Here is a 23,732-nt window from a genome sequence, read left to right as displayed (position 1 = left end):
GTCGATCGTTTCGCTCATTGGGCGCCGGCACGTACTCGCGCGCGTTCGCGCCAGTCCATCAGCTCGGCCAGGCTGAAGGCGTCCATCACGGGCGGTGTCCAGCCGAACACCGTCGCGATGTCCGCCATCGGGTCTTCTACGCGGTCTGGGAGGCCAGTCGGGATTTCACGGCCTTCGGCATCAAAAAACCGGCGAAGATGCCCCCCAGTTGTACGAGGTCGGCTGGATCGATGCTGGCGACGTCGGCTTCGGTCAGCATCGGCGAGCTGATGCGCGGCAGCACTTTCGACAGCGCGACCACGTCGAGGCTGACGAGGTCGGACAGCGATACGCCGCGCAACTCGCCCGACTTGGGCTTGCGCAGCGTGATCGACGTGATCGTCTGGGTGCCGCGCACGAGCGGCGTGTCGAGCGTATGCGTCGCCGGATCGTCCTGCGCGGGTGTCGCGATGGCGGCCGCATCGGCCTGCAGGTCGGGCGCGGCGGCGTCGGATTGGATCGGATTCATGGTGGTCCTGTGCGTGTGATCAGTCGGAAGGAAAGGGGAAGGCGGCCCCGGCCGGCGTCACCGGCCGGATGGCCGGTTACAGGCCGATCGCGTTGCGCAGCGCCGCGAACAGGTCGTTGCCGTTGACCTTCTCGATCATGTTGACGAAGTCGATTTCGATCACGTCCTGGCCGTTCACGGACAGCTTGTAGTAGCTGGCCACCGTCGTGACCTTGAACGCGGTGTCTTCCTTCGACTTCGCGGTGCCCGGGTCGATTTCGCTGTGACGGCCGCGGATGACGATCTCGATCGCGTCGACGTTGGTCGAATCCTCGGCTTGATAGCCGCCGGCGAAGCGCAGCAGCACGCCGTCGTGCTTCGTGATCGCGTACTGGCCGAGCACGGAGCGCATGAAGCCGCCGCAGGTCCATTCGAGCTGGATCCCCTCCTGCCCGAAGTCGACCTTGATCGGGCCGCTCATGCCGCCGCCCTGGTAGTCCTCCATCTTGCGCGTGAGCTTCGGCAGCGTGACTTCGACGACCTGGCCGACGAAGTTCTCGCCGTTCTGGAACAGGTTGAATCCCTTGAGTTTGCGAGGCATACCCATCGTGTTTGACTCCTGGTGAGGCCGGTCGTTACGCGCTCACGCGCGCGGCGAAATCGGCGAGATAACGGTCGGTGATGCGCTGGCGCAGCATCAGGTTTTCGAGCGGCGGAACCGGTGTGTATTCGTAGTCGAGATACGCCTTGCCGGACTTCAGCACGTCGGTCGTGTTCGGCTCCGGGTCGTACCAGGCCGAGCCGCCGATCAGGTAGCCCTGCGAGATCCACTCGCGGAACTTGGCGTTGATCGTCTCGATGATGTCGCGCGGCAGCGACGGGTTGAGCGGGCCGTCGATGATGGCCATCTGCGCTTCGGCGATCGAATCGGCGATGACCTGCGCGGTGCGCGTGTAGTTCTCGAACGCGAACAGCGGATCGTCCGAGCACGTGCGCGAACCCCAGAAGCGGAAACCGTTGCGGTTCACGAGCGTGGTCACGTCCTGTTCGTTCAGGAAGCCCGCGTCCGTCGCCGGATCCTGCAGGTCCCACGACACGTCGGCGCTGATGCCGGTGACGCCGTTCACGCCGACGTTCGACAGCGTCTTGTGCCAGCCCGTGTCGTTGTCGATCTTCGCGCGCAGGCCGGCGGCATACGCGGTGGCCGGCACGACGACGGTCGTGTTGGTCGTGTCGTCCCACGCGAGGAAGTCCGGCCAGACCACCATCAGCTCGCGCTGGCTGAACTGCTTGCGATAGGCGACGGCTTCTTCCTTCGTCTTGCAGCCGTTGGCCGACACGTACGCGAACGCGCGCAGCGATTGCGCGATCGATGCGAGCGCGGCGGCGACCGGTTGCGTGTCGAGGCCCGGCGTCGCGAGGATGCGCGGCTTCACGCCGAAGCGTGCCTGCGCGCCGAGCAGCGCCTTCATGCCGGTGTACTTGCCGTCGGCGGTGACGCTGCCGATCACGTTGGTCGCCGTTTCGCCGGCGTCCTTGCCTTCGGCGACGCGCACGACGATCGTGACGGGCTTGGTTTGCCGGCCGATCGCGTCCAGCGTGCGGCGCAGCGTGCCCTTGGTGCCGGCCTTTCCGAGCGCGGCAACGACGTTGGTCAGAAGGACCGGCGTGTCGAGCGGGAAGGCGGTGGCGTCGGCGTCGGATGCCGTGCAGACGATGCCGACGACGGCCGTCGACACCGTGCGGATCGGACGGCTGCCTTCGTTGATTTCGATGACGCGTACGCCGTGGTGATAATCCTGCGGCATGGTGTGCGACTCCTATGTGGTCAAGTGAGAGAAACGGGAGGATTCCCGGGCGGATCAGGCCGCGCTATCCGCGACCGGAACTGCAGGTGTGGCCGGGTCGGCCGGCGGCGACGATGGCTCGGTCGGAGCGGGCGGCTCGATTGGCTCGATTGGCTCGGACGGCTCGGACGGCTCGGACGGCTCGGACGGCGCAGGCGGCACGGGTGTCGGCGGCGGCGGCACGTAGGGCGCCGGCGTGGCGGGCCACGCGATCGCATCCGGGAACGTGTCCGCCTGGATGACCCTGACGAGCGCCATCTGGTAGGCCGACCAGGCCTTGAAGTAGTAGACGCCCTCGTCGTCGAGCAAGCCCGCGGCGTACGCATCGGCCTTGCCGGCGTTCGCCTTGCGCGCGGTTTCCAGGCGCTGTTCGAACTCGGCCATCGCGGCGTCGCGTTTCTCGCGCTCGAGCAGCTCGGGCGGAACCGTCCATGCACCGTCGAGCCATGCATGGCGTGGCGACGGCCGCGGTTCGGTCGTCAGCCCGAGCTCGTCGGGCGTCTTGCCGGCGGTCGCGATCTCGACGGGCTCGCCGGTATCGGTGCGATAGCAGATCCGGCCGCGGAAGTCCGGCAGCAGCGTCCAGACATCGTTGCGGTAGAACGGCCAGGTCGTCGGCGTGCGCGCCGGCGGCGCGTCGAGCGTGGCCGAGGCCGGGATGAGCCAGCGTTCGGGGTTGCGCGGATCGGCGTCGGGCTGGCTGCTGCTCAGGTATTCGCCGGTCGACGGGCTGTAGTGGTGGATCAGCATGGTTCGGGGTCCTGGTTAGTAGGCGCGGATCATGGCGAGCAAGGCGACGTTGCGCGGCCGCGATTCGTTGGCGCCGTCGCCGTTGACGGTGATCGCGTGGCTGTGATTGCCGGCGGCGCCGATGCCGACGTTGTGGCCGTGATTGCCGGCGCCTTCCGTGTTGAATTCGTGGTTGTGCCCGCCGGCTCCGGACGTGAATGCCCACGGGTTGTCGTTGTCGACGCCGCCGTGCGAGCCGACTTGATTCGTCGAATGGGTGCCAAAGGGCGCGATGCCCGATTCGCTGTATGGCGCGACGTGCTGGTGATCGCCCACGCTGGCGGTCCAGCCGTGGTGACCGTGCCACCCTTGCACGTCGGTCCAGGCCGAATGCACGTGGTCCCCGCTCGCCGCCGCGGAGGCGCCGTGCGCGTGCCACGCATTGGCGAAGTTCTGCGATGCGCCGAGACCGCGATTCGGGTCCACCCCGCGGGTGTCATCCCAGCAGCGCACGAACTCGCCGCGCAATTCGGGGATGCGAAAGGTCGTCGTGCCATCGCCGGTCGAGAACGTGCCGGACCATCCGGCGGCCCAGTCCGTTTCGGTGGAGAGCGCGCCGCTGGCCTGTGCATAGGCCCAGAGTGCGGGATAGTCGGCGCGCTTCAGCAGCGCGCCGTTGAGCTTCAGGAAGCCGGCGCGAGCGGTCGTGCGTGGCTCGAAAACGACCGTGCCGATCGCGGCCGACGCAATCGCGGCGACCACCCATTCCGTCGTCGCGAGCCGCGTCGAGCGATCGCCCGCCGGGGGCGTCTGGCCCTGAACGGGCGTCTGGAACGTGGTGCCGCCCGGCGTGAACGAGACCTGCGAGACGCTGTTGCACGTGACGCCGAACATGCCGTCGCCGGTGTGGTAGAGGCCCGTGTCCGGCGCGCCGTCGTTGGTGAACGTCAGGGACGGCGCCTGCGCGCTGCCTTCCGACAGGTAGATCCGCTTGCCCGGGTCGAACCAGAGATCGCCCGACATCGTGCCGCCCTTCGTGCGATCGAGCGGCGACAGGTTGCCGGAGTGCCACACGGGATTGCCGTCGATGCGGAACGTGCGATCGGCGATGTAATACTGGAATGCGCCCTTCGTCGGCGTCCACCAGCCATAGCCGTCACCGTTCGAATAGAGGAAGCCGTCGACCGGGCCGACACGGATCGAGCCTTGAGCTTGACCGGTACCCACCGAAAGTTCGCCGCGGACCGTGGTGTTTCCGCCGATCGCCGTACCTGATCCCCTGTCATCGATCGTGACTCGACCGGTCTCGAGATTCCAGGTAACCGGGCGGAAATCGTTCCACTGGCCTTCCGGATCACCCTTGTTCGTCGACAGCAGATACACGTTCGTGCCGTCGTTGCGCAGGAAGGCGCCGTAGCCGCCGAAGATCGCGCGGAAATGGGCACCGTTGACGTCCATCGCCCGCGAGGTCAACCCGCCATTGAACGTCGCATTTCCCGCCGCCTGAATCGCATTGCGGCCGTCATCACCGATATCACCGACGAGCAGGCGTTTCGCGATCGAGAACGCTTGCGTGCCGCGGCTGACACGAAACGCGGGGAACTGCGTGACACCGTCGTCCGCGAACGCATTCACGCCGAAATCGTTCCCGCCGTTGCCCCCGGACGCCGCGCCGTCACGTTTGAACATCGACCAGCGGATCTTGCCGCCATCGGTAAAGAACAGCGTCGAGAAATTCCCGGCGCCCCCGTCGATCGATGCAGCCCTCGAATAACTCGTACCTTCGGCAACGGTGTCGCCGCCGACCCGCAACCGCGAATTCCCGTCGTCGTTCTTGACGTCGCCCACCAGCACGCGGCCGCCGTAGCCGATGCGCAGCGCGCGCGCCTGGTACGAATCGGACTGGACGTCGTTGGCCGTGCGATTCAGCCACAGATCGACGTATTCACGGCCCCAGGCGCCGTTGTCGAAACCGGAGCGGATCGTTGCGACCAGGCGCGATCCCGTATCCGGGTTACCGCCGCCGAACGTGCCGTGCAGACGCACGCGACCTTCGCGGCCGTTCTTGCCCGACGGAGGGCGAATCGACACGTGTGCGGTGTCCGGGCCCGCATCGAATTCGGTGACGACCGGCCCCGTGAACTTCGCGCCGGTCAACGCCGCGTATCGCGACGCGGCCGTCTTCGGCGTGATGGCGCGCGTGTCATCGCTGCCCGCGTCGACTTCCCCCTGCGTCGCCAGCTCGACCACACCCTGCCGCTCGGTGGTCGCCGGCGGATTCAGGAACGACGCGTCGCCGAACACGAGTTGCGTCGCGTCGATCGTCGCGAACTGCATGTCGGACGACAGCAGCAGCAACGCGGCCGGCGATTTCTCCATGATCGGCGTCGCCTGGCCGTACGCGGCCAGCAGCACGCCGTTGTCGAGATAGAGGCCGAATCCGTACAGCGAATACTGGTCTGTCGAGTCGTCCTTCAGCGTCGTGTGGATCGTGTCCGGCGCGACGTTGGCGCCGCCGAAGGACTTGATCCGCTTCAGCTCGTTCGGCAGCTTGGTGAGCCCCTTGTCGGCGACGAACGGGGCGTTCGCCAGGCCGATTTCCACGACCTGGTGGGCGTTCGTGCCGCCGTTGCCGGCGGCGACGAGCGCCGCGCGGCCGGCGTCGGTGATGATGATCTGGGTTGCCATGTGCGATCAGTAGTCGGTGAAGTTGACGCGGCGATAGGCCGCCACGCGCGCGGCGGCGCCGATCGGTTGTCGGCCCCGCATCTCGAAGCCCTGCGTGAACGTGTAGTGCGCGCGGACGGGTTTGGTGCGATCGATCTCCGCGAGGATGTCGGCCACGTATTCGGCGGTCGGCGGTTCGCCCTCCTGGCCGCTGACCGTCATCACGAGGTCGAACGTGCCGGGCGCGCCCGGCGGCTGTTGCTCGAACCATTCACGCAGCACGATGTTTCCGCCGAACGCCGCGACGACCTCGCGCACCGACGCCGCGGTGCCCTTGCGGCGGGCGATCGGAATCGCCTGCCCGACGCGGGCGCGCTTCACGTATTCGGGCCAGTAGTCCTTCCACGCATCGACCCCGAGGTGCCAGGCGAGCCACGGCAGCAGATCGGACCGGATGGTGTCCGGGTTCGTCAGCGTCGCGAGCGGCGTCGGCACGTCGTCGATACGGGCGTTCGTCGCGGCGAGCCTGCGCTCGAGCCGCGTCGCGTTCGGCGGCAGGATGTCATTCATTGCTGTACACCCCGCCGTCGATCAGCTCGATCCCGGTGCAATAGGGCGCCTGCTGCTTCGTCGCCGGCAGGCCGGCAAGCGGGCTTTCGAGGATCACCTTCTGCACGCCGGCCGCGCGGGCGGCCGCGTAGATGCCGTCGAGCGTGACTTCCATCCCGAGGCGGTGCATGGAATCGGTGTACTGCTTCATCGCCCGGTTGGCCTGCGCGAGCGCCACCGCGCGATCCGGGCCGGCGAAGAACACCAGCCGCGCGCGCACCTGGTAGCGCAGGATCTCCGCGCCGCGTACGGTGACCTTGTCGGTGAGCGGCCGTACGTCGTCGGCCTGCAGCGCGGCGGCCACCGCATCGATCAACGCCGGCGCCGCCGTGCCGTCGCCATCGCGGGCGAGTACCGTGACGAGCACCTCGCACGGGGCCGGACTGACCGCCGACGCGTCGAGCACGCGGCCATCGGCATTGCGTGCATGCGAGACGTACGCACCCTCGGGGCCGGCGACCGAGAAACTCTGCGGGGCGAGCTGGGTGCGGGCGCGCAGGTCGGCATCGCTTTCCATCACGGCCGCGAGGTCGTGCGCCGGATCGGCAGGCGAGATCGTCAGGCGGCGGATGCCGAACAGCGCCGCGAGGTGATCGAGGTCGGTGCCGACCGCGTACGCGAGCATCACCGCACGCGCGGCGTCGTTCACGCGCTGGCGCAGCACGATCTCGCGGTACGCGTTTTCCTGCAGCAGCTTCACGAGCGGCTCCGACTCGAGCGCGAGCGTCGCGGCGATCTCGGCTTGTTCGGCGGCCGGGTAGAGCGACACGAGCCGTGCCTTGCGTGCGGCCAGCAGCGTCTCGTAGTCGAGCGTTTCGACGATGTCGGGCGACGGCAGCTGGGAGAGGTCGATCGGCGTCACGCTCATGCCGGGCTCCCGTTCGCAACCGGCACGCGGGTCGACACGGCCGTGCCGTTCTCGCCGGTCCAGCCTTCGATGTCGAGATAGAGCGAGCCGGCGGCCGCGTTCGCGTCGTCCGCGGTGAGCACGACGCGGGTCAGCGTCAGGCGCGGTTCCCAGCGCATCAGCGCCGTGGCGACGGCGGCATACAGCCGCGTGCGCACCGTGCCGTTGCCCGGCGCGTCGATCAGGTCGGGCAGCTCGGAGCCGAAGGTACGGCGCTTCACGCACGACGCGAGCGGCGTCGTCACGATTTTGCCGATCGACTGGTAGAAATGGTCCAGGCCCGAAATCGAGCGGCCGGTGTTCGCGTTCATGCCTTTCATTGCGGTTCGCTCACGAGTTGTCCATCGCCTTGTTCGCGATGCGTGTGATGCGGGAGGCTGATGCCCCGGGAGGTCACTTCGCGGGTAAAGGTGGCCGCGCCGTCGATCTGCATCGTGGCGCCGCCGCCGGCCCCGCCCGTGCCGGTCATGCCGGCTTCGAACGCGAACGGCCCCTTGACGGTCATCGCGCCGGTGCAGGTGGTCTGCGGTGCATCGAGCGTGATGCGCTCGGCCTGCACGGTGGCGTCCCGGGTCTGCACGACGACCGACCCGGGCGCGACGACGCGCACGGTCGCGCCGGCCGGCAGCTCGACCGTGAGCGCATGCGCGGCATGGTCGTACGTGATGCGGGCGCCGTCCGGATAGACCCGTGCATGGGTATCCGGGCTCGAGGCCGGTGCCGGCGCGGCGTTCGAATAGACGCCGCGCAGCGCGACACCCTGCGCCGGGTCGCCCATCGGGCAGAGCAGCACGACCTGTTCGCCGGGCGTCGGCGGCAGCCAGTCGCGGGTCGCGCCGGCGGTGCCGGCCACCCACGGAATCCAGTTGGTCTGCAGTCCGCTGCCATCGGAATCGGCGTCGCCGACCGAGACGCGGCACAACGCAGCCGCATGGTCGACCGCGAGGATCGTGCCCTTGCGCACTGCGTTGCGTGCCTGCCGTTGAATTTCATTTGCGTCCATGCAGCCATGGTGCCGGCGGGGGGCGCGCGGCGCGAGCGATGGCCTGTGTCGTCGCGGCGGGGACAGTGCGCGCCGGATGCCGGCATCGAGTCGTGCGTCGACAATCGCAGCACCGGTTCGCATGAGGATGGAGTCGTGCGTCTGCGCGACGTCGTCACGCGGTCTGAATGCGTGGATGCCGATCGATGTCGGGACGCGGCGATGGGACGGGCGCTCGATGAATTGCGCCGCGGCGACGGGCGAACGGATGCCGCGTGAATGGCTGGACGGGCGTGCCGCAGAGACATCGTGCGGGCCGTCGATGCAGGTTATGCAGCGAGGCTGTCGTCAGGATGCCTGTCGTTGGCGATGGCCGAGTCGACGGGAAGACGGGACCGGATGCCCGGCAAGGGCGATCGGCGGGGGGCTCCGCGGTGGCGGGCCGAGGCGAGAGGGTTGGCTGCGACGAGCAGCCGTTGCCGGGCGCGATGCCGCGGCGTGAGCGAAGGCGGGCCGATGCCCGCCCGGCTCAGCGGATCTGCGGCAGCGCGACCCAGGTCAGCGTATCGGCCGGGTCGACCCGTGTGTCGTCGACGTGCGTGATCACCGGCCGGCCGTCGGGGCCGGTCGTCACGACGACGCTTTCCGTCAGCGCCAGCCGGATCGACAGGTCGACCGCGGCCTGGTCGCGGATGCCGACCTCGAAGGTGATGCCGCTCGCGCGTGCGGCGGGGTTCGTCACGAGGTCTGGCTGGTTCGCGCGCACCCATTCGATCAGGGCGACGAACACCGGATCGGTGTCGCCGGAGAAGTGGGTCGCGAGGACGTGGGCCGTGTACCGGTATTCGAACGATGGCGTCAGCGTGCCGGTCGTCGCGATCGAGCCTTGCTCGACGAGCACGGTCAACGCGCCGGGTTCGTCGTCGATCGACGGGATGGCGGCGGCAAGCGCGCGCCGCAGGCTGTCCGGCTTAATCATGCGAATGGGCTCCGTGGTCGGGGGCGGCCGCGCCGGCCTGGCACGCCGCGATCATGTCGACGGTCGCCGCGCACGTCGCCCACGCGGCCTTGACGAGCGTGAGCGCACCGTCGAGCTCACCGTTGGTCCGCGGCGCGAGCCTCGGCAGCGTGCACGGTTTCACCGTCTGGCACGTGTTCGACATAATCGCCGGCGCCGGTGAGAGCGGGACTGGCTTGCAGGCGGACAACGTCGTCAGGCAGGCGAGTATCAGCCCAGGCGCGAAGCGCGGCGTTTTCATCGGTCAATCTCCGGTTTTCAAATCGAATGGCGTCGAGCTTCGACGCGATGGCGGTTTGCGCGTGGTCGAGCCGCGCCTGCTGTTGCGCGCGTTCGGCGGCGTCCTGCCGCAGGCGCGCAATGATGCCGTCGCGCGCGGCGAGCGCCTGTTGCGCCTCGACGCGTTGCCGTTGCGCGGTCGCGCGCTCGGCGCGCAGCCCATGCACGTACAGCGCGACGACGGCGCACGTGGCGAGCGCGACGATCCACGCGATGATTTTCGCGGCGAGTCCGTTCATGCGCGGGACGCGACGGTAGCGTCGGGCGATCCGGATGCGGCCTGCGTCGCCGCAGCCGCTTGCGACGCATAGCGGTCGAAAGCGCGTGCGAGCTTCACGTCGTACAGGTTCGCCGCATAGTCGGGCCCGTTGTACGCGCGGGCGAATGCGGCCCACTGGCGTGCGCCGAGTGCGCGGCGCAGTGTGTTGTCCGCCGCGATGTAGCGCATGAACGCGTCGAGGTGCTGCGCTTCGCCGTCTTCCATGCACGAGACGAATGCGTCGATGCCCGCGTAGCCGAGGCGTTCCCAGTGATAGCCCATCACCTGGAACGCGCCCCAGCTCGCGGATTCCCACGCGGCGCCGGCATCGATCGACTCGGCCGTGGCGAGACGCACGTATTCCGCGGCGCTGCCGCGATAGCCGCCGCGCGTGCGCGACACGATGTCCGGCTGCCGCGCCGCGAATGGCGCGGGATCGATCCCGCGCGCCTGGAGCCGCTTCCAGAATACGTGGCGTTCGAACAGGATGACGGGCCGGCCGTCGGGCAGGAAGCCGGCGCCGCGCGACTCGACTTCGTTGACCGCGCGAATGCACGCGAGCGGCACGTCGAGCGTGCGCGCGGCGCGCTCGAGATCGGCGAGCCCCAGGTGTTTCGGATCGCGCAGGCCGGTGGCCAGCGCGGCATAGGTCTTCGGGCCGGCGATACCGTCGTCGACGAGGCCGGTCTTGCGTTGCAGCGCGATGACGGCGGCTTCGGTCGCCGCGTCATAGAGGTGCGTGATCTGCACCGCATAGCCGGCGCGGATCAGTCTGCGTTGCAGCAGGCCCACGTCGTCGCCGTGATCGCCGAGGCGGCGGGTTTTCATCGTCATTCGCTCCTCAGGAGGCGCGCGACGTTGCCGCGCGTGCCGCAGACGAACATCGCCAGGAAGACCGCGGTGGCCGCGTCGAAGAAGCCGACGGCGCCGGTATGCAGCAGCCACTCGATCGACGCACCGCCGGTGACGGCGACGAGCATCCACGCGAACCATGATGCGTGGCGCCGGTGCCGTGCGCCGTTGCGTCGATAGGTGAGCACGCGCACGAGCACGGCGAGGTGGGCGGCGAGCGCGATCAGCGCGAACGGGAACGCCACGTCACCCTCCTTTGCGGAACAGCGCCAGGAGATCGAGCGTCTTGATCCGCTCGATCAGCTGCAGCGTGACGGCGATCACGAGCGCGGCCGCGAAGAACGCGGCGACGCCGGTCGAGTGGATCGGCGTCGCGCCGACGATTTCCGGCGCGGCGAGATAGCCCATCACGAGCGAGATCAGCAGATAGGCCGCACGCCGCGCCACGCCGATCTCCTTCGACGTGACGACCACGAGCGCCGCGCCGGTGAATGCGCCGATCAGCGCGTTGCCGTCGATGCCGGGCGCGAGCCCGGCGACGCCGATCGCGGTGGACAGCATCGCGGCGGTAGTGAGGTTCGGTTCGGCCATGACGGCGATTCCAGGGTCAGTCAAACAGTTGCAGCAACGGGCGCGCGCTCGTCACGGTATCGAACGGCGGCAGGTAGACGGGCGTGCCGGCGGGCAACACGACGCCGAGGCTGGCGAGTCCGGTGTTGGCTTCGAGCACGGTCTCGACGGTGCCGTCGGTCCGGCCGTAGTGGCGCCAGCACAGCGTGTCCACCGTGTCGCCCTGCAAGGTGCGCGCGATCATGGCCGGGCCTGCCGATGTCGAAGGGGCCGGTGGTCGGCGGCGGTGCCGGCCGGCGTGCCGCGAACGCGTATCGAAGTCGTGCTGCTTGCCATGGCGAGGTCTCGGGCCGTGAGGCAGTGAAGATGGCTCTCATGGTCGAGCTTCGCGGGGCGGGGTTCAACGAGATGCGTGCGTGGTCCGGGCGGACACGCAGCGCGACGCGTGTCGTGGCGTGCGGCGCGCCTTACGCTTCATGGACGGGTGCCGAGGGTCACGGGTGGGGCCGTGCGTGCCGTGCAGCCAGATTGCAGCCTGGGTGAACCGGGGCGGGCTTGGGTGATCTTGTGCAACCTTGGTTTTGCCGCGGGAGATGCCGGCGGAGCCTTGCCGGGCAAGGGTTCGGCACGCGCAGATAAAACTCCGAAGGCAGGGGTTGCTGGTTCGATCCCGGATGCGCTCGCGATTGCCGCACGGCGATTTTGCGTGGGCGTGCCGACGCATTTGCCGGTGTGCGAGAATCGCCCACAACGACCACTCCAAGCGTCGATCGCGGCGGCCGTCCGCGCATCGCGCCGACTCCCGATGGCTGCCATTCCGTCTACCTCGACCGCAGTCGCTGCCTGCCCGCTGACCGATGCGCAGCAGGCGCTGCTCGCGCGTCTGCACGCGTATTCCCCCGACGATCCCGACGCGCCGCTGCCGTACAGCCGGCGCCTCGCCGACGCCGAAGGCTGGTCGCACGACCACGCGCTGGCCGTGATCGACGAATACAAGCGCTTCGCGTTTCTCGCACAGGTGGCCGGGCATCCGGTCACGCCGTCGGTCGCGGTCGATGCCGCGTGGCATTTCCATCTGCAATACACGCTCGAATATTGGGACGTGTTCTGCGCCGGCGTGCTGCGCGCGCGGCTGCACCACATGCCCGGCACCGGCGCGCCGGACGAGGCCGCCGTGTACGCGCAGCGCTATCGCGACACGCTCGACAGCTATCGCCGGCTGTTCGGCTGCGAGCCGCCGGCATCGATCTGGCCGCGTCCCGTCGACCGGGCAGTCGAGGGCGGGGCGGAGGTCGAGACGCAGCAGCCCGAGCGCATGGTCGCCGTGGCGCCGCGCCGTGCGTGGCGCGACCGTCTGCCGAAACTCGTGTGGCCGGCGGCCGCCGCCAGTGTCGCCGCGACCTGCGCATCGGCGCAGGATCTCGACGTGCTCGACTACACCGGGCCGCAGTTTCTCGCGTTTTACGTCCCGGCCTGCGTTGTCGCGTTGTCGTTGATCGTCGCGTTGCATGCCATCGAATTTCGCATCCGGCGCTGGGGCCGGCGCACGCGCAAGGCTTCGTCCGGGCTGAGCGCCGACGAAGTCGCCTATCTCACCGGCGGCGAAGCACGGGTCGCGCAGGTCGTGACGATGTCGCTCGCGCATGCGGGCGCGGTCGATCTGTGGAGCGTTCACCTGCAAGGCAGCTACGTGAAGATCGCGGATCTGGAACGCGCGGGCCGATACGACGACTACTGCGCGTGGCTCAACGAGCAACCGTCCGGCACCGTGCGCTACGGCGTGTTTCGCGAGCGGCTCGCGAGGTATGCGCAGGAGGTCGTCGACGGGATGCGTGCGCAGGGCTGGTTCTGGGCGCCCGGCGAGTTGCGCGCGTCCCGGATGGCCGCGCGCGCGATCGCGCTGCTCGTGTTCGGCACGGGCGCCGTGAAGCTTGCGGTCGGTTTGAGCCGCGGGCGGCCCGTGCTGCTGCTGTGCATCTGCATGGCGGTGTTCGCGATCGCGTACCGGATCGTCGCTGGAAGGCTGACCGGCTTCCGGCGCGGCGGCCCAACGGCGGCCGGGCGCGCCGCGTTGCTCGAGCGCAGGAACGCGCACGATCCGCGGGCTGCGCGCGACGCGCGGCACGTACGCAGCGCGCAGGGAGCGTCCGGGATACGCGACGCCGAACGTGACGATCCGGATCCGTTGCTGTGGACCGCCGCGCTGTTCGGCGCAGGCGCGCTGGCCGGTACCGTATGGTCGGCGTATGCAGGCCCGGTGCTGGCCGCGTCGCGGATGCCGTCGGTCGCCGCGGCGAAAGCGGGCGGTGGCACTTCGTTCGACTCGTCCGACGGCGGCGGCGCGTCGTCGAGCTGCAGTTCGTCGAGTTCGTGCAGTTCCAGCTCGTGCAGTTCGAGCAGTTGCGGCGGGTGTTCGTCGAGCTGAGCGGCCGGCCGGTGTCGTTCAGCGAGGTCCCGCCACGCACGGGGTGACGGGGCCATCGCCCGAACAACCGCATGGAATGGGCTCAGATCGTCGCATCGCGTGCGTGCATGCTTCGGTAACCTGTCAATCGACGCTCTCCGTGCCGAAACGGTCGCCCGGGCGCGACACGCGTCGCGCATGCCGGGCTGCCGCCGTGGCGGCCGGACGCGATGACTGTCCGCCGCTTTGCCCAGCCCTCCATGACGACGCCAGCTTCCGACGTATCCGCGTGCGTTCGACACGCCGCGACCTTGTGCCAGAACGGACAGTTTGCCGACGCACTGTCGCTTGTGGCGCCGCAGCTCGACGCGTCTGCGGTGGACGTCGCGGTGCTGCACGTCGCGGCCGTCTGCGCGCTCGGCCTGAACCATCTGGCGGACGCAGAAGCCTCGTGGCGGCGCGCGATCGATGCGATGCCGGCGTTCGAGCCCCCCTACGACGGCCTTCACGCGCTGCTGATGTCGCAGGGCCGCTTGCCCGACGCCGAAGTGATCCTGCGCCGGCAGCTTGCCTGCGTCGCGCCGTTGCGCGCGTCGCACCATCACCGGCTCGGCAAGGTGCTCGAAGCGCTCGGCCGGCTCGACGAAGCCGAGCAGGCGTTCGGGCAGGCCCTGTCGATCGAGCCGCGGTCGCCCGACGTGCTGACCGATTTCGGCAACCTGCTTCGCGTCCTTGCCCGGCCGGCGGAGGCGGAACTCGCGTACCGGCTCGCGATCGCGGTTCGCGCCGACCACGTACTCGCGCACGCGAATCTCGGCGCGATCCTCGTCGACATGCGGCGGTTGCCGGAAGCGGAGGCGGCCAGCCGGCAGACCATCGCATTGTGTCCCGATCATCCGGAAGCGCATTACAACCTCGGCGTCGCGCTGCAGAACCTCGATCGCCTGTCCGAAGCGGAAGCGGCCTATCGCGACGCCATCCGCTGCCGGCCCGGCCTGCCGCAGGCGCACAATAATCTCGGCTGCGTCCTGCGTGCGCAGGGCCGCCACGACGAAGCGGCCGTCGCGTTTACCGACGCGCTGGCACTCGCGCCGCAGATGGCCGAGGTGCACTACAACCTCGGCACGACCTTGGCGCATGCGGGCCAACTCGACGAAGCCGAACGCGCATACCGTCGCGCGCTCGAACTGCGTGCCGATTATGACGACGCGCGCTTCGGGCTGGCGACGCTGCTGCTCAGCCGTGGACGATTCGAGGAAGGCTGGCGCCGCTACGAATCGCGCTACGAGCAGTCGACGTTCGTCCACCGACGAACCCGCGAGGTGCTGCGGTGCGCACAGTGGCAAGGCGAGCCGCTGGCCGGCAAGACGCTGCTCGTGTGGCAGGAGGATGGCCTCGGCGACATGCTGCAGTTCAGCCGTTATTTCGCGGAATTTCGCGCGCGGCAGGCGGCGCGGGTGGTGTTTGCGTGCCAGCCGGCGTTGCATCGGCTGATGGAGACGGTCGATGGCGTCGACGCGGTGCTCGATCACGAGGCGGCTACCGCGCAGGCCGCGCAATTCGATTACTGGACGAGTCTGTTGAGCGCGCCAATGCACGCGGGCACGACGCTCGACACGATCCCGCCACCGGTGCGGTTCGTACCCGATCCGGCGCGCGTCGCGCACTGGGGCGCGCGCCTCGATGCGCTGCCGCCCGGCCCGCGCGTCGGACTCGTGTGGAAAGGCAATCCGAAGCATCACAACGACGCGCACCGTTCGCTGCCGTCACTGGCATTGCTGACGCCGCTGTGGAGCGTGCCGGGCGTGAATTTCGTGAGTCTGCAGAAAGGGCAGGGCGAGGACGAAGCGCGCCAGCCGCCGGGCGGGCTGCCGTTGCTGCACCTGGGCTCGGAACTCGACGATTTCGCCGATACGGCCGCGATCGTCGCGCAACTCGATCTCGTGGTGTGCGTCGACACGTCGACCGCGCATCTGGCCGCATCGCTCGGCAAGCCCTGCTGGGTGCTGCTGCCGAATCAGGACGTGGACTGGCGATGGATGCACGACCGTGAGGATTCGCCGTGGTATCCGGGCACGGTGCGGTTGTTCCGGCGCGGGCGCGGCGACAGCTGGATTAAGATGGCGGAGCGGCTGAGAGGGGCGTTTGCCGCGCATTTTGCAGTCGCACGCGTGACGGCGGATAAAACGGCGCGTAGCGTTTGACGTGACGACGGGGTGATGCACGGGCACTGTCGCCAGCGCCGAGTGATCCGCTACCCCGAGACGTGGCCGTGCCGCACGCGTTCAGATCTTTCGAGTTCGACAACAGCGCGATGGGTGGCTCATTCGGCCGCGCATACCGGCAAAGTGCAGTGAGTCAACGCCCGATCAGCTTGACGATGCGGTGGACCGTGTCGTCGGTGAGCGCCGGGTAAAGCGGCAGGCACAACACCTTGCGGGCGGCTTCCGACGCGACGGGCAGGTTGTCGCGGTTCGCGGATGGCAGCCCGCGATACATGGGAAACTCGGAAATCAATGGATGGAAATAGCGGCGTGCGTACACGTCGTGGTCGCGCAGCTTGCGATAGAGCGCATCGCGGTCGAGTGGATAGTCATCTTCGACGAGGATCGGGAAATACGCGTGGTTCGCGACGGTCTGACCGCCCTGCGGCAGGCAGCGGATGCCGCGCACGTCGAGCAGCAGCGCGCGGTACAGCGTATCAATGTCGCGGCGGCGCGCGAGTGCACCGTCGATATGCTGCAACTGCAGCATCCCGAACGCAGCGTTGATTTCACTCATCTTGCCGTTGATGCCGGGCGCCACGACCGTGACCTCGTCGACGAAACCGAAGTTCTTCAAGTGGTCGATCCGCTGTTTGGTCTTCGCGTCGGGACAGACGATCGCGCCGCCTTCGAACGTGTTGAATACCTTCGTCGCGTGGAAGCTCAGCACCGACAGGTCGCCGTGGGCGAGCACGCTGCCAGCGGCGGTCTGCACGCCAAACGCGTGCGCCGCGTCGTAGATTACGCGCAAGTTGTAGTTGTCGGCGATCTTCTGAATCGCGTCGACGTCGCACGGATTGCCGTAGCAGTGCACGGGCATGATCGCGGTGGTCTGCGGCGTGATTGCCGCTTCGATGCGCGCGGCGTCGAGATTCAGGGTGCCGGGCGCGACGTCCGCGAATACGGGTTTGATGCCGTTCCACAGCAGCGAATGCGCGGTCGCGACGAACGAGTACGGTGTCGTGATCACCTCACCGGTGATGCGCAGCGCCTGCAGCGCGGTGACGAGTGCAAGGGTGCCGTTCGCGAACAGCGACAGGTGCGGTACGCCGAGATACTCGCACAGCGCCTGCTCGAACTGCTGGTGGAACGGACCGCCGTTGGTCAGCGTGCGGCTCTCCCAGATTTTCTCGAGATACGGCAGGAATTCTTCGAGCGGTGGCAGGTGCGGCTGCGTGACATAGATGCGTTCACGCGGCAGTTGTGCAACGGACGAGGCGGGAAGGCTGGCGGTCATGATGGTGTCTCCCGATCAGGCGTGGGGGGTTAGGCTTCGGCCGCGGCCGGCGCTGTTGCCGTGTCGTCGAATAGCGGCGTGTCGAACGCGGTGACGGGTTCGTTTGCGCACCAGCGGACCCACATCGTACGCAGGGCCGACGACAGTCCGGCCGCGACGACGTCCGGCCGGAATGCCGCGGACGCTGAGCAGCGTGCACGCAAGCCGGCGCGCAGCGCCTGCAGTGTGGTGGTGTCGCTGCTGAGCGCCAGTGCCTTCGCGACGAAGTCGTCCTCGTCGTTCGCGATGTAGGCGTCGCACCCGACGTGCTGCAGCCAGCTCGCACTACCGCGCCCAGCCATTGTCGAGCCGGGGATCGTCAGGGTCGGCACACCCATCCACAGCCCGTTCAGCGTGGTCGTCGAACCCGTGTACGGGAACGTGTCGAGGCAGAGGTCGACGCCGTGATGCTGCTGCATGTAGACAGGAATGTTGGAGCGCCGGTGGAACGACAGGCGACTGGCGTCGATGCCGGCCGCGACGAACCATTCAGTCAGCGTCTGCTGGTCGCCCTCATTGCCGATTGCGCCGAGAGCCATGCGGGCGGTCGGGTCCGCATGCAGCACGCGCGCCCATACCGCAATCACGTGCGAGCTCAGTTTGTTCAGGCGGTTGAAGCTGCCGTAGGTCGTGTAGCCGTTGTGCAGTGCGGGCAGCACATTGACGGGCGGACAATTCACCGGCGGCATGAACGATGCGATCGCGGGCAGCCGCACAATCCGCTCGACGAACTGGTCTTCGAACTGGCCGTGTGGCGCGAGAAAGCGGTCCGCCAGATAGTAGTCCATCGCGGCAAGCCCCGTCGTGGCCGGATAGCCGATCCACGACGCCTGCACGGGCGCCGCACGCTGCGCCAGCGCGACCAGCCGGTTACGACCGGTGTGCCCCGACAGGTCGATCACGATGTCGATGCGATCGTTGCGCACACGCTCGAGGAAGGCCGTGTCGCTCATGCCGGCGACGGTGCGCCACGTCGTGGCGTGGGCCTTGAAACGCTCGGATACGTGATCTTCCTCGAAGTGATTGTGATAGAAGTGCATCGCAATGCCGGGATCGGCGGCGAGATGCTCGATCACGGGCACCGCGTAGGACGCGACCGCGTGGCTGAACAGGTCGCCCGACACGAAGCCGACCTGCAGCTTGCGCGCCGGGTCCCGCGAGTTCGAGAACACGGCCGCGCGCTTGCGCTTGTGATTGCCGTAGCGCTCGCCGAACTTGCGGTGTTCTGTAATGAGCGCCTGCGGATCGAAGTCGCTGATGTGCGTGATACAGAACAGCATGCTGCTGTGGGTGACGCTGTCGGTGGGGTTGATTTCGATCGAGCGCTTCAGCCAGCCCATCGCTTCCTGCGTGGCGCCCTGCTCGAGCAGCACGAAGCCGAGCGTGCCGCACGGTGCAGCGGCGCCGGGCGCAAGCTCGACCGCACGTCGGCAGGCCGCGATCGCTTCATCCATGCGGCGCAGCGCGAACAGCACGAGACCGCGAATCCGGAAGGCCTCCGGATGATCGGGCTGAAGCTGGATCAGGCGCGTGCACTGCTCGTCGGCTTCCTCGAGGCGGTTCATCACCCGCAGCGTATCGGCGAGCAGCATGCGCACGAGTAATTCGTCCGGCAGCAATTCGATCGTGCGAAAGCCGGCCTCGATCATCTCCGCGAAGCGGCCTTCCCGGTGAAGCGATGCGGACAGCGCGCGCCAGCATGCGCCGTCTTGCGGGTAGTCGGCGACCAGTTGCCGCGCAAGCGCGGTGGCTTCCGCGTGCTTGTTCTTGTCGAACAGCGCCGCGTGCTTTTGCAGCAGCGTCTGATTGGGACGCCGGACCGGCTTGCCGGAGTCGCTCCTCCCTGCGTGGCCGGTCGCGGTTTCCAGGACGATCGCCGCGTCGATGCCGCTCGGGGCAACCGCGGCAGTCGCGAGCACGACCTCGGGCGACGCCAGTTGCGCGATCAGCCCGTCGAGCGCCGGGCCGTGCACGCCGCGCTGCTGCGCGATTTCGACCGCGATCCACGCGGCGGCCGTTTGCCCGGTGCGATGCAGCGCATGAATGTAGCTGACCCAGTAGTAGCCGTTGTCCGGGTTCGCGCCGATGGCGGCTTCGAAATGCGGCACCGCATCAGTCGCCTGGCCCGTATCGACCATCAGCACCGCGAGGTTGTAATGCGCATCGCCATGCGCGGGCACCGCGTCGAGGATGGCCTCGTACAGCGCCCGGGCGTCGTCGAACGCACCGCTGCGCTGGCGCTCGAGCGCGTTCTCCATGACGAGCGCGATGTCCTGCGCAAGCTGCTGTTCGGGCGTGAGCGCGGCGGTGGCGGGCAGTTCGGTCGAGAACATGATGAAATCTGCGGAAAGTCGGTCGATACCATTATGGGTAGCGGGCCGTCGCGCCGATGCCGCGAGGTGACGGGAAAAGCCCGGTCAGTTTGGTCGATTGACCGGTCGGCCGACGGAGGGGCGGTGCGGCTGGCGACACCCCAAAAAAACGCCCGCACAAGGCGGGCGGGGAGGCGAACGAGCACGCCCTCACATCAGCGTGTAGTTCTTGTTGTCGGGTTGGCGGCGCGCATTGCGGCGCGCGGCCGGATGCGGATCAGCGGTTCGCGATGCTCTGGTACTGGCCGACGGCCTGCACGCGGCTCATTGCCGCCTGGTATTCGTCGGTCAGCTCCTGCTGCGCGCGTTGCGCATCGGCGAAGATCCGGTCGTTGCTGGCCTGCATGCGGCGGATCGCCGCGATGCCGACGGGCGGCTGGTCGGTCGAGAGCAGTGCGACGAGCGACCAGCGCGCATCGACGAGGCGTGCGGCCTCGGCCCAGTCGGCCATCGCGGCCGCGTGTTCGATCCCGTCGGTGAGCGCATCGATCTGCGCAATCAGTTCGGTCTGTTCCATCGGTGCTCTCCGGTCCGGCCAGCGATCAGCCCTTGTTGTTCGACATCGCGCCGGCGCTGTTCGCGCCGCCGAACAACTGGGTCAGGTATTGCGAGTTGCTGTTCATCGTCGCCATCAGCGTGTTGAGCGCGGTGAACTGCGCCTGGTACTGGCTCGTCAGCTGGGCTGCGTAGTTGGACAGCGTCGTCTGCTGCTGCGCGACGTTCTTCAGATCGTTGCTGAGCGCGGTCGTGCGCGCGGCGATCAGTCCGTTCGTCTTCGTGTAGTTCGTGATGTTCGTCGTCAACTGCTCGCCGATCCCGTTCTTCGAGTTGAACAGGGACGCGACGCCCGTCGGGTTGTTCTGCAGCGCGCCGTTGAGCGCCGTGCTGTCGACCTTCAGCGTGCCGTCGGCCTGCAGCGTGACGCCGATCGACGCGAGGTTGACCGTCGAGCCGTTGCTGTTCACGCCGCTCGCGACGATCGATGCGAGTGCGTTCTTGATCGTGTTCAGCGTCGAGTCGCCGAGCAGCGGGCCTTGCGACGACGCGCCGGACGTGAAGCTCGACAGCGAGCCCATCGTCGTGACCAGTGTGTTGTAGAGCGTCGCGAAGTTGTTGATCGCGGCGGCCTGGGATTTCGTGTCGGTCGCGACCGTCAACGTTTGCGGCTGCGTGGCGCCGACGGCGGCGCTGGTCAGGTTCAGCGTGACGCCGGTGATCGCGCTCGTCACGGTGTTGCTCGCGCTGGTGCCGGCGATCCCGTTGATCGTGAACGCGGCGTCCTGCGCGGCGGTGCTCTGCTTCCACGCGGCGCTGCCGTTCGCGGACGTGATCGTCGACTGGCCGCCCGTCGTGCTGGGCGTCGACGTGACGCCGAGGCTGGACAGGCCGTTGTCGCCGGCGACGTTGCTGAGCGCGACGCCGATCGTGTTCGCCGCGCCGGTCGGCGTCGAGCTGAGCACGAGGTGCGCGCCGTCGCTGCCGTTGACGACCGATGCGACGATGCCCGGGTTGCCGGTCGCGGTATTGATCGCGGCGGCGATGCCGGACAGCGTGTTGTTGGTGCCGTTCACGTCGACGGTGAACGACTGGCTGCCGAGCGACAGCGTCATCGTGCCGGTGCCGAGCGCGGTCGACGCGCCGAACGCGGCCGACGACAGCGACTGCGACGTCGCGATCTGCGTGACGCCGACCGAATAGCTGCCGGCTACCGCGCCGGCGCCCGCGGTCGCGGTGAGGCCGGTGCCGCTCGCGGTCGCGGTGAAGGTGTTCTGCAGCGAGCCGTTCGACAGCGTGGTGAGGCTGGCCTGCAATGCGCTCAGCGCGGCCGATAGCGCGCCGTACGCGGAAATCTGGGTGTTGTCGCTGCTTTGCTGCGCGTTGAGCGCGGCGGCCTGGCCGGCGGTTTTCGCATTGACGAGTGCCGTCACGAGCGAGTTGACGTCCATCGACGAATTGCCGGTCGAACCGCTGATGATCGATTGGGCGGCTTGCTGCAGCGCGCTGTTGGCCGAGTTGTTGGCGGCGGTGACGGCGGGATTGATCGTCGACATCGTGTTGCTCCGTGCGGCGGGTGATCCGGGAAGTTCTGGATGAAGACCTGGCGGCGGAGCAACGCCCCGCGCGCCAAGTGACTGCGGCCGGGCCGCGCGTTACGCGGGGCCCGGCCGTCGGTTGCTACGCGATTACTGCAGGAGCTTCAGGACCTGCTGCGGCAGCGAGTTCGCCTGCGCGAGCACCGAGATGCCTGCTTGCTGCAGCACCTGGTGCTTCGACATGTTCGCGGTTTCCTGCGCGAAGTTCGCGTCGGTGATCTGCGACTGTGCCGACGACAGGTCGGTCGATTCTGCCTGCTGCGACGTGGCGATTGCCGTGAAGCGGTTTTGCGCCGCGCCGAGTGCCGCCTGCACGTTGTTCACCGTCTGCAGCGCGTTGTCGATCGACACCATCGCGACGTTCGCCCCGCTGACCGTGCTGATGTCGAGGTTCGACACGGTAGCCGGCTTGTTGACGGCGTTGATCTGAGCGATTGCATTGGTGATTGCGGTCTGTTGTGCCGCGGACGTACCTGCGCCGGTTGCGCCCGACTGCAGCGTCAGGTTGCCGACTGCCGTGCCGGTGCCGGTGGTTGCGTTTGCGCCGAACACGGACTGGGCAACGGTTTGCGAGATGGCGCCGCCGTTCTGGTCGGTGAACGTGTAGCCACCCTTACCGTCGGACAGCACGTTGATCGCGGTGATCGTTGCGCCCGAACCGGTGTACGCGCCGTTGTTGTCGAGCGACAGACCCGTCACCGTACCGACCGTCTGGCCCTTCTGCACCAGGCCGCCGCCGATCTTCGCGGCCGACATGCTTTGGCTCAGGTCCAGCGAAATCGTCTGGCCGACGTTCGCGCCGACCTGGAACGACACGATGCCTGCCGAGCCGTCGAGAATGTTCGTGCCGTTGTACGTCGTTTGCGACGCGATACGGTTCACTTCCTGGATCTGCTGCGAAACTTCCTGCTGCAGTGCGGCCTGGTCGGTCGTGGACATCGTGCCCGTCGACGCCTGGACGGCCAGCTGGCGGATACGCTGCAGGCTGTTCGTCAGCGACGACAGTGCGCTCGATGCCGTTTGAATCATCGACACGCCGTCGTTGGCGTTCGACACGCCCTGGTTCAGACCGTTGATCTGGGTCTGCATCCGGGTCGAGATCGCGAGGCCTGCTGCGTCGTCCGCTGCGCTGTTGATGCGCTTGCCCGACGACAGGCGCGTGATGGCCTGGGACAGGGCGTTTTGCGAGCCGTTGAGGTTCTGCTGTGCAACCAGCGAGTTGATGTTGCTGTTAATTCCGAGCATGGAAAAATCTCCTGTATAAGCCGAAAGCCCTGGAAAGCCGTTTTGGCGTCGGCGGAAGCACTCGTTCATTGCTGGCCGCCTCAGAGCAGGATTTCGGCGCACCAAAACAAAACTTGAGGGGCACGTGGAGATTCGGCCCGATTTTTTATCCTTCTTTGTCATTTCGGACCGGCCCGGCACGGCGCCGGATTAAACGGGGGCAGAAACCGGCCCGATGCGGCTCGGGCACTCAGTCGTGACGCTGTGCACACACGACCGACAAAAGGGTGGTTTTGTCTGTGATTCCCTGCTATGATGGCGGGCTGAATTGAGATTTTCTGTCACGCCTTTGCCGGTTTCGGCATGTCTGCTGGCAGTCAAACGCGGCGCTGCACGCGGTTGTGAAGCGTACTCGCGGTGCTTTCCGCCTCTCTTTTCCGGCCTCCGAGGCCGTATTTCCGCTCGTTTCGCCTGTTGTGGGGACGCTCGGATGGCCGGTGCGTGGCGCTTGGCCGCTACGTTTTTGACCGTTTAAGCAATTTAGGAACGACATGACGACGATTCTTCTGAAAGAAAACGAGCCGTTCGAAGTGGCGATTCGCCGCTTTCGTCGCGCTATCGAAAAAAATGGCCTGATCGCTGAACTGCGTGAGCGCCAGTCTTACGAAAAGCCGACCGCAGTCCGCAAGCGCAAGAAGGCAGCAGCCGTCAAGCGCCTGCACAAGCGCCTGCGCAGCCAGATGCTGCCGAAGAAGCTCCACTAAGCGCGTCTGACGGTTCGCCGCGAAACGGCGGAGTGTGCCTCGAAAGAGGCCGCTCCGCTGTTTTGCTTTGGCGGGCCGGGAAAATCCCGAGGCCATTGCGGCGCGGGTGTTCCCGCCAGCTGGCGAGAC

General features: G+C 67.7%; 25 protein-coding genes. 3 read left to right on the top strand and 22 right to left on the bottom strand.

The features are described from left to right. Positions 1 to 14: 14 nt before the first annotated feature. The 17 genes from DTA15_RS17615 to DTA15_RS17535 form a co-directional block, all read right to left on the bottom strand. Positions 15 to 128 (bottom strand): GpE family phage tail protein, encoded by a 114-nt coding sequence (locus DTA15_RS17615; RefSeq protein WP_006484104.1) that lies wholly within the window; start codon positions 126 to 128, stop codon positions 15 to 17. 8 nt (positions 129 to 136) lie between these two features. Continuing rightward, entirely contained in the window at positions 137 to 508 is a 372-nt protein-coding gene (locus tag DTA15_RS17610) for a phage tail assembly protein (protein WP_006484110.1), read from the bottom strand. A gap of 76 nt (positions 509 to 584) precedes the next feature. Then, on the bottom strand, positions 585 to 1,094 hold the full coding sequence (locus DTA15_RS17605) for a phage major tail tube protein (RefSeq protein WP_006484101.1): 510 nt from the start codon (positions 1,092 to 1,094) through the stop codon (positions 585 to 587). A gap of 28 nt (positions 1,095 to 1,122) precedes the next feature. Further along, positions 1,123 to 2,295, bottom strand: a complete 1,173-nt coding sequence (locus tag DTA15_RS17600) for a phage tail sheath protein (RefSeq protein ID WP_006484096.1) — start codon at positions 2,293 to 2,295, stop codon at positions 1,123 to 1,125. Positions 2,296 to 2,349: 54 nt separating this feature from the next. Further along, positions 2,350 to 3,084: a tail fiber assembly protein gene (locus DTA15_RS17595; RefSeq protein ID WP_006484105.1), complete on the bottom strand. Its 735-nt coding sequence runs from the start codon at positions 3,082 to 3,084 to the stop codon at positions 2,350 to 2,352. A gap of 15 nt (positions 3,085 to 3,099) precedes the next feature. Further along, complete coding sequence (locus DTA15_RS17590) at positions 3,100 to 5,751, bottom strand: phage tail protein (RefSeq protein ID WP_006484087.1); 2,652 nt, start codon at positions 5,749 to 5,751, stop codon at positions 3,100 to 3,102. Between the two features lie 6 nt (positions 5,752 to 5,757). Continuing rightward, positions 5,758 to 6,300, bottom strand: a complete 543-nt coding sequence (locus DTA15_RS17585; protein WP_006484097.1) for a phage tail protein I — start codon at positions 6,298 to 6,300, stop codon at positions 5,758 to 5,760. Next, entirely contained in the window at positions 6,293 to 7,207 is a 915-nt protein-coding gene (locus DTA15_RS17580) for a baseplate J/gp47 family protein (RefSeq protein WP_006484106.1), read from the bottom strand. Before DTA15_RS17580 ends, DTA15_RS17585 begins: the two co-directional genes overlap by 8 nt. Then, positions 7,204 to 7,566: a GPW/gp25 family protein gene (locus tag DTA15_RS17575; protein WP_006484088.1), complete on the bottom strand. Its 363-nt coding sequence runs from the start codon at positions 7,564 to 7,566 to the stop codon at positions 7,204 to 7,206. The genes DTA15_RS17580 and DTA15_RS17575 overlap by 4 nt, the downstream gene beginning before the upstream one ends. Beyond that, positions 7,563 to 8,249 (bottom strand): phage baseplate assembly protein V, encoded by a 687-nt coding sequence (locus tag DTA15_RS17570; RefSeq protein ID WP_006484112.1) that lies wholly within the window; start codon positions 8,247 to 8,249, stop codon positions 7,563 to 7,565. Before DTA15_RS17570 ends, DTA15_RS17575 begins: the two co-directional genes overlap by 4 nt. Positions 8,250 to 8,757: 508 nt before the next feature. Continuing rightward, the gene (locus DTA15_RS17565) at positions 8,758 to 9,207 is read right to left on the bottom strand and encodes a phage tail protein (protein ID WP_006484113.1); all 450 of its coding nucleotides are present in this window, start codon (positions 9,205 to 9,207) and stop codon (positions 8,758 to 8,760) included. Then, entirely contained in the window at positions 9,200 to 9,436 is a 237-nt protein-coding gene (gene lysC, locus DTA15_RS38875; RefSeq protein ID WP_226245313.1) for an Rz1-like lysis system protein LysC, read from the bottom strand. The genes DTA15_RS17565 and lysC overlap by 8 nt, the downstream gene beginning before the upstream one ends. Next, positions 9,324 to 9,764 carry an Rz-like lysis system protein LysB gene (lysB, locus tag DTA15_RS39130; RefSeq protein ID WP_006484109.1) on the bottom strand — a complete coding sequence of 147 codons (441 nt, stop codon included), beginning with the start codon at positions 9,762 to 9,764 and terminating at the stop codon, positions 9,324 to 9,326. The genes lysC and lysB overlap by 113 nt, the downstream gene beginning before the upstream one ends. Next, complete coding sequence (locus DTA15_RS17550; RefSeq protein ID WP_012492263.1) at positions 9,761 to 10,612, bottom strand: N-acetylmuramidase domain-containing protein; 852 nt, start codon at positions 10,610 to 10,612, stop codon at positions 9,761 to 9,763. Before DTA15_RS17550 ends, lysB begins: the two co-directional genes overlap by 4 nt. A 2-nt stretch (positions 10,613 to 10,614) precedes the next feature. Continuing rightward, the gene (locus DTA15_RS17545) at positions 10,615 to 10,881 is read right to left on the bottom strand and encodes a phage holin family protein (RefSeq protein ID WP_006484102.1); all 267 of its coding nucleotides are present in this window, start codon (positions 10,879 to 10,881) and stop codon (positions 10,615 to 10,617) included. A gap of 1 nt (position 10,882) precedes the next feature. After that, a complete protein-coding gene (locus DTA15_RS17540; RefSeq protein ID WP_006484093.1) occupies positions 10,883 to 11,227 on the bottom strand; it encodes a putative holin in 345 nt (114 codons plus the stop codon). Between the two features lie 16 nt (positions 11,228 to 11,243). Continuing rightward, positions 11,244 to 11,450 (bottom strand): tail protein X, encoded by a 207-nt coding sequence (locus DTA15_RS17535; RefSeq protein WP_006484103.1) that lies wholly within the window; start codon positions 11,448 to 11,450, stop codon positions 11,244 to 11,246. Positions 11,451 to 12,011: 561 nt separating this feature from the next. Here DTA15_RS17535 and DTA15_RS17530 point away from each other — a divergent pair. Further along, positions 12,012 to 13,631, top strand: a complete 1,620-nt coding sequence (locus tag DTA15_RS17530) for a TIGR04222 domain-containing membrane protein (protein WP_006484107.1) — start codon at positions 12,012 to 12,014, stop codon at positions 13,629 to 13,631. Between the two features lie 239 nt (positions 13,632 to 13,870). Further along, positions 13,871 to 15,814 (top strand): tetratricopeptide repeat-containing glycosyltransferase family protein, encoded by a 1,944-nt coding sequence (locus DTA15_RS17525; RefSeq protein WP_034178448.1) that lies wholly within the window; start codon positions 13,871 to 13,873, stop codon positions 15,812 to 15,814. Between the two features lie 154 nt (positions 15,815 to 15,968). Here DTA15_RS17525 and DTA15_RS17520 read toward each other — a convergent pair whose 3' ends face one another. The 5 genes from DTA15_RS17520 to DTA15_RS17500 form a co-directional block, all read right to left on the bottom strand. Further along, entirely contained in the window at positions 15,969 to 17,111 is a 1,143-nt protein-coding gene (locus DTA15_RS17520; protein WP_006484098.1) for a DegT/DnrJ/EryC1/StrS family aminotransferase, read from the bottom strand. 29 nt (positions 17,112 to 17,140) lie between these two features. Then, complete coding sequence (locus tag DTA15_RS17515; RefSeq protein ID WP_006484115.1) at positions 17,141 to 19,483, bottom strand: tetratricopeptide repeat protein; 2,343 nt, start codon at positions 19,481 to 19,483, stop codon at positions 17,141 to 17,143. A 256-nt stretch (positions 19,484 to 19,739) separates the two neighbouring features. Then, positions 19,740 to 20,039: a flagellar protein FliT gene (gene fliT, locus DTA15_RS17510; RefSeq protein ID WP_006484091.1), complete on the bottom strand. Its 300-nt coding sequence runs from the start codon at positions 20,037 to 20,039 to the stop codon at positions 19,740 to 19,742. Between the two features lie 25 nt (positions 20,040 to 20,064). Continuing rightward, on the bottom strand, positions 20,065 to 21,573 hold the full coding sequence (gene fliD / locus DTA15_RS17505; RefSeq protein ID WP_006484094.1) for a flagellar filament capping protein FliD: 1,509 nt from the start codon (positions 21,571 to 21,573) through the stop codon (positions 20,065 to 20,067). A 132-nt stretch (positions 21,574 to 21,705) separates the two neighbouring features. Further along, on the bottom strand, positions 21,706 to 22,860 hold the full coding sequence (locus DTA15_RS17500) for a flagellin (RefSeq protein WP_006484100.1): 1,155 nt from the start codon (positions 22,858 to 22,860) through the stop codon (positions 21,706 to 21,708). Between the two features lie 530 nt (positions 22,861 to 23,390). On the opposite strand from DTA15_RS17500, the gene rpsU reads away from it, so the two are divergent. Further along, positions 23,391 to 23,603: a 30S ribosomal protein S21 gene (gene rpsU / locus DTA15_RS17495; RefSeq protein ID WP_006401410.1), complete on the top strand. Its 213-nt coding sequence runs from the start codon at positions 23,391 to 23,393 to the stop codon at positions 23,601 to 23,603. Positions 23,604 to 23,732 lie beyond the last annotated feature (129 nt).

The organism is Burkholderia cenocepacia (assembly GCF_900446215.1).
Taxonomy (GTDB): Bacteria; Pseudomonadota; Gammaproteobacteria; order Burkholderiales; family Burkholderiaceae; genus Burkholderia; species Burkholderia cenocepacia.
The sequence above is the reverse complement of the archived record's forward strand: the minus strand, read 5'-3'. Positions and strand labels throughout refer to the sequence as shown.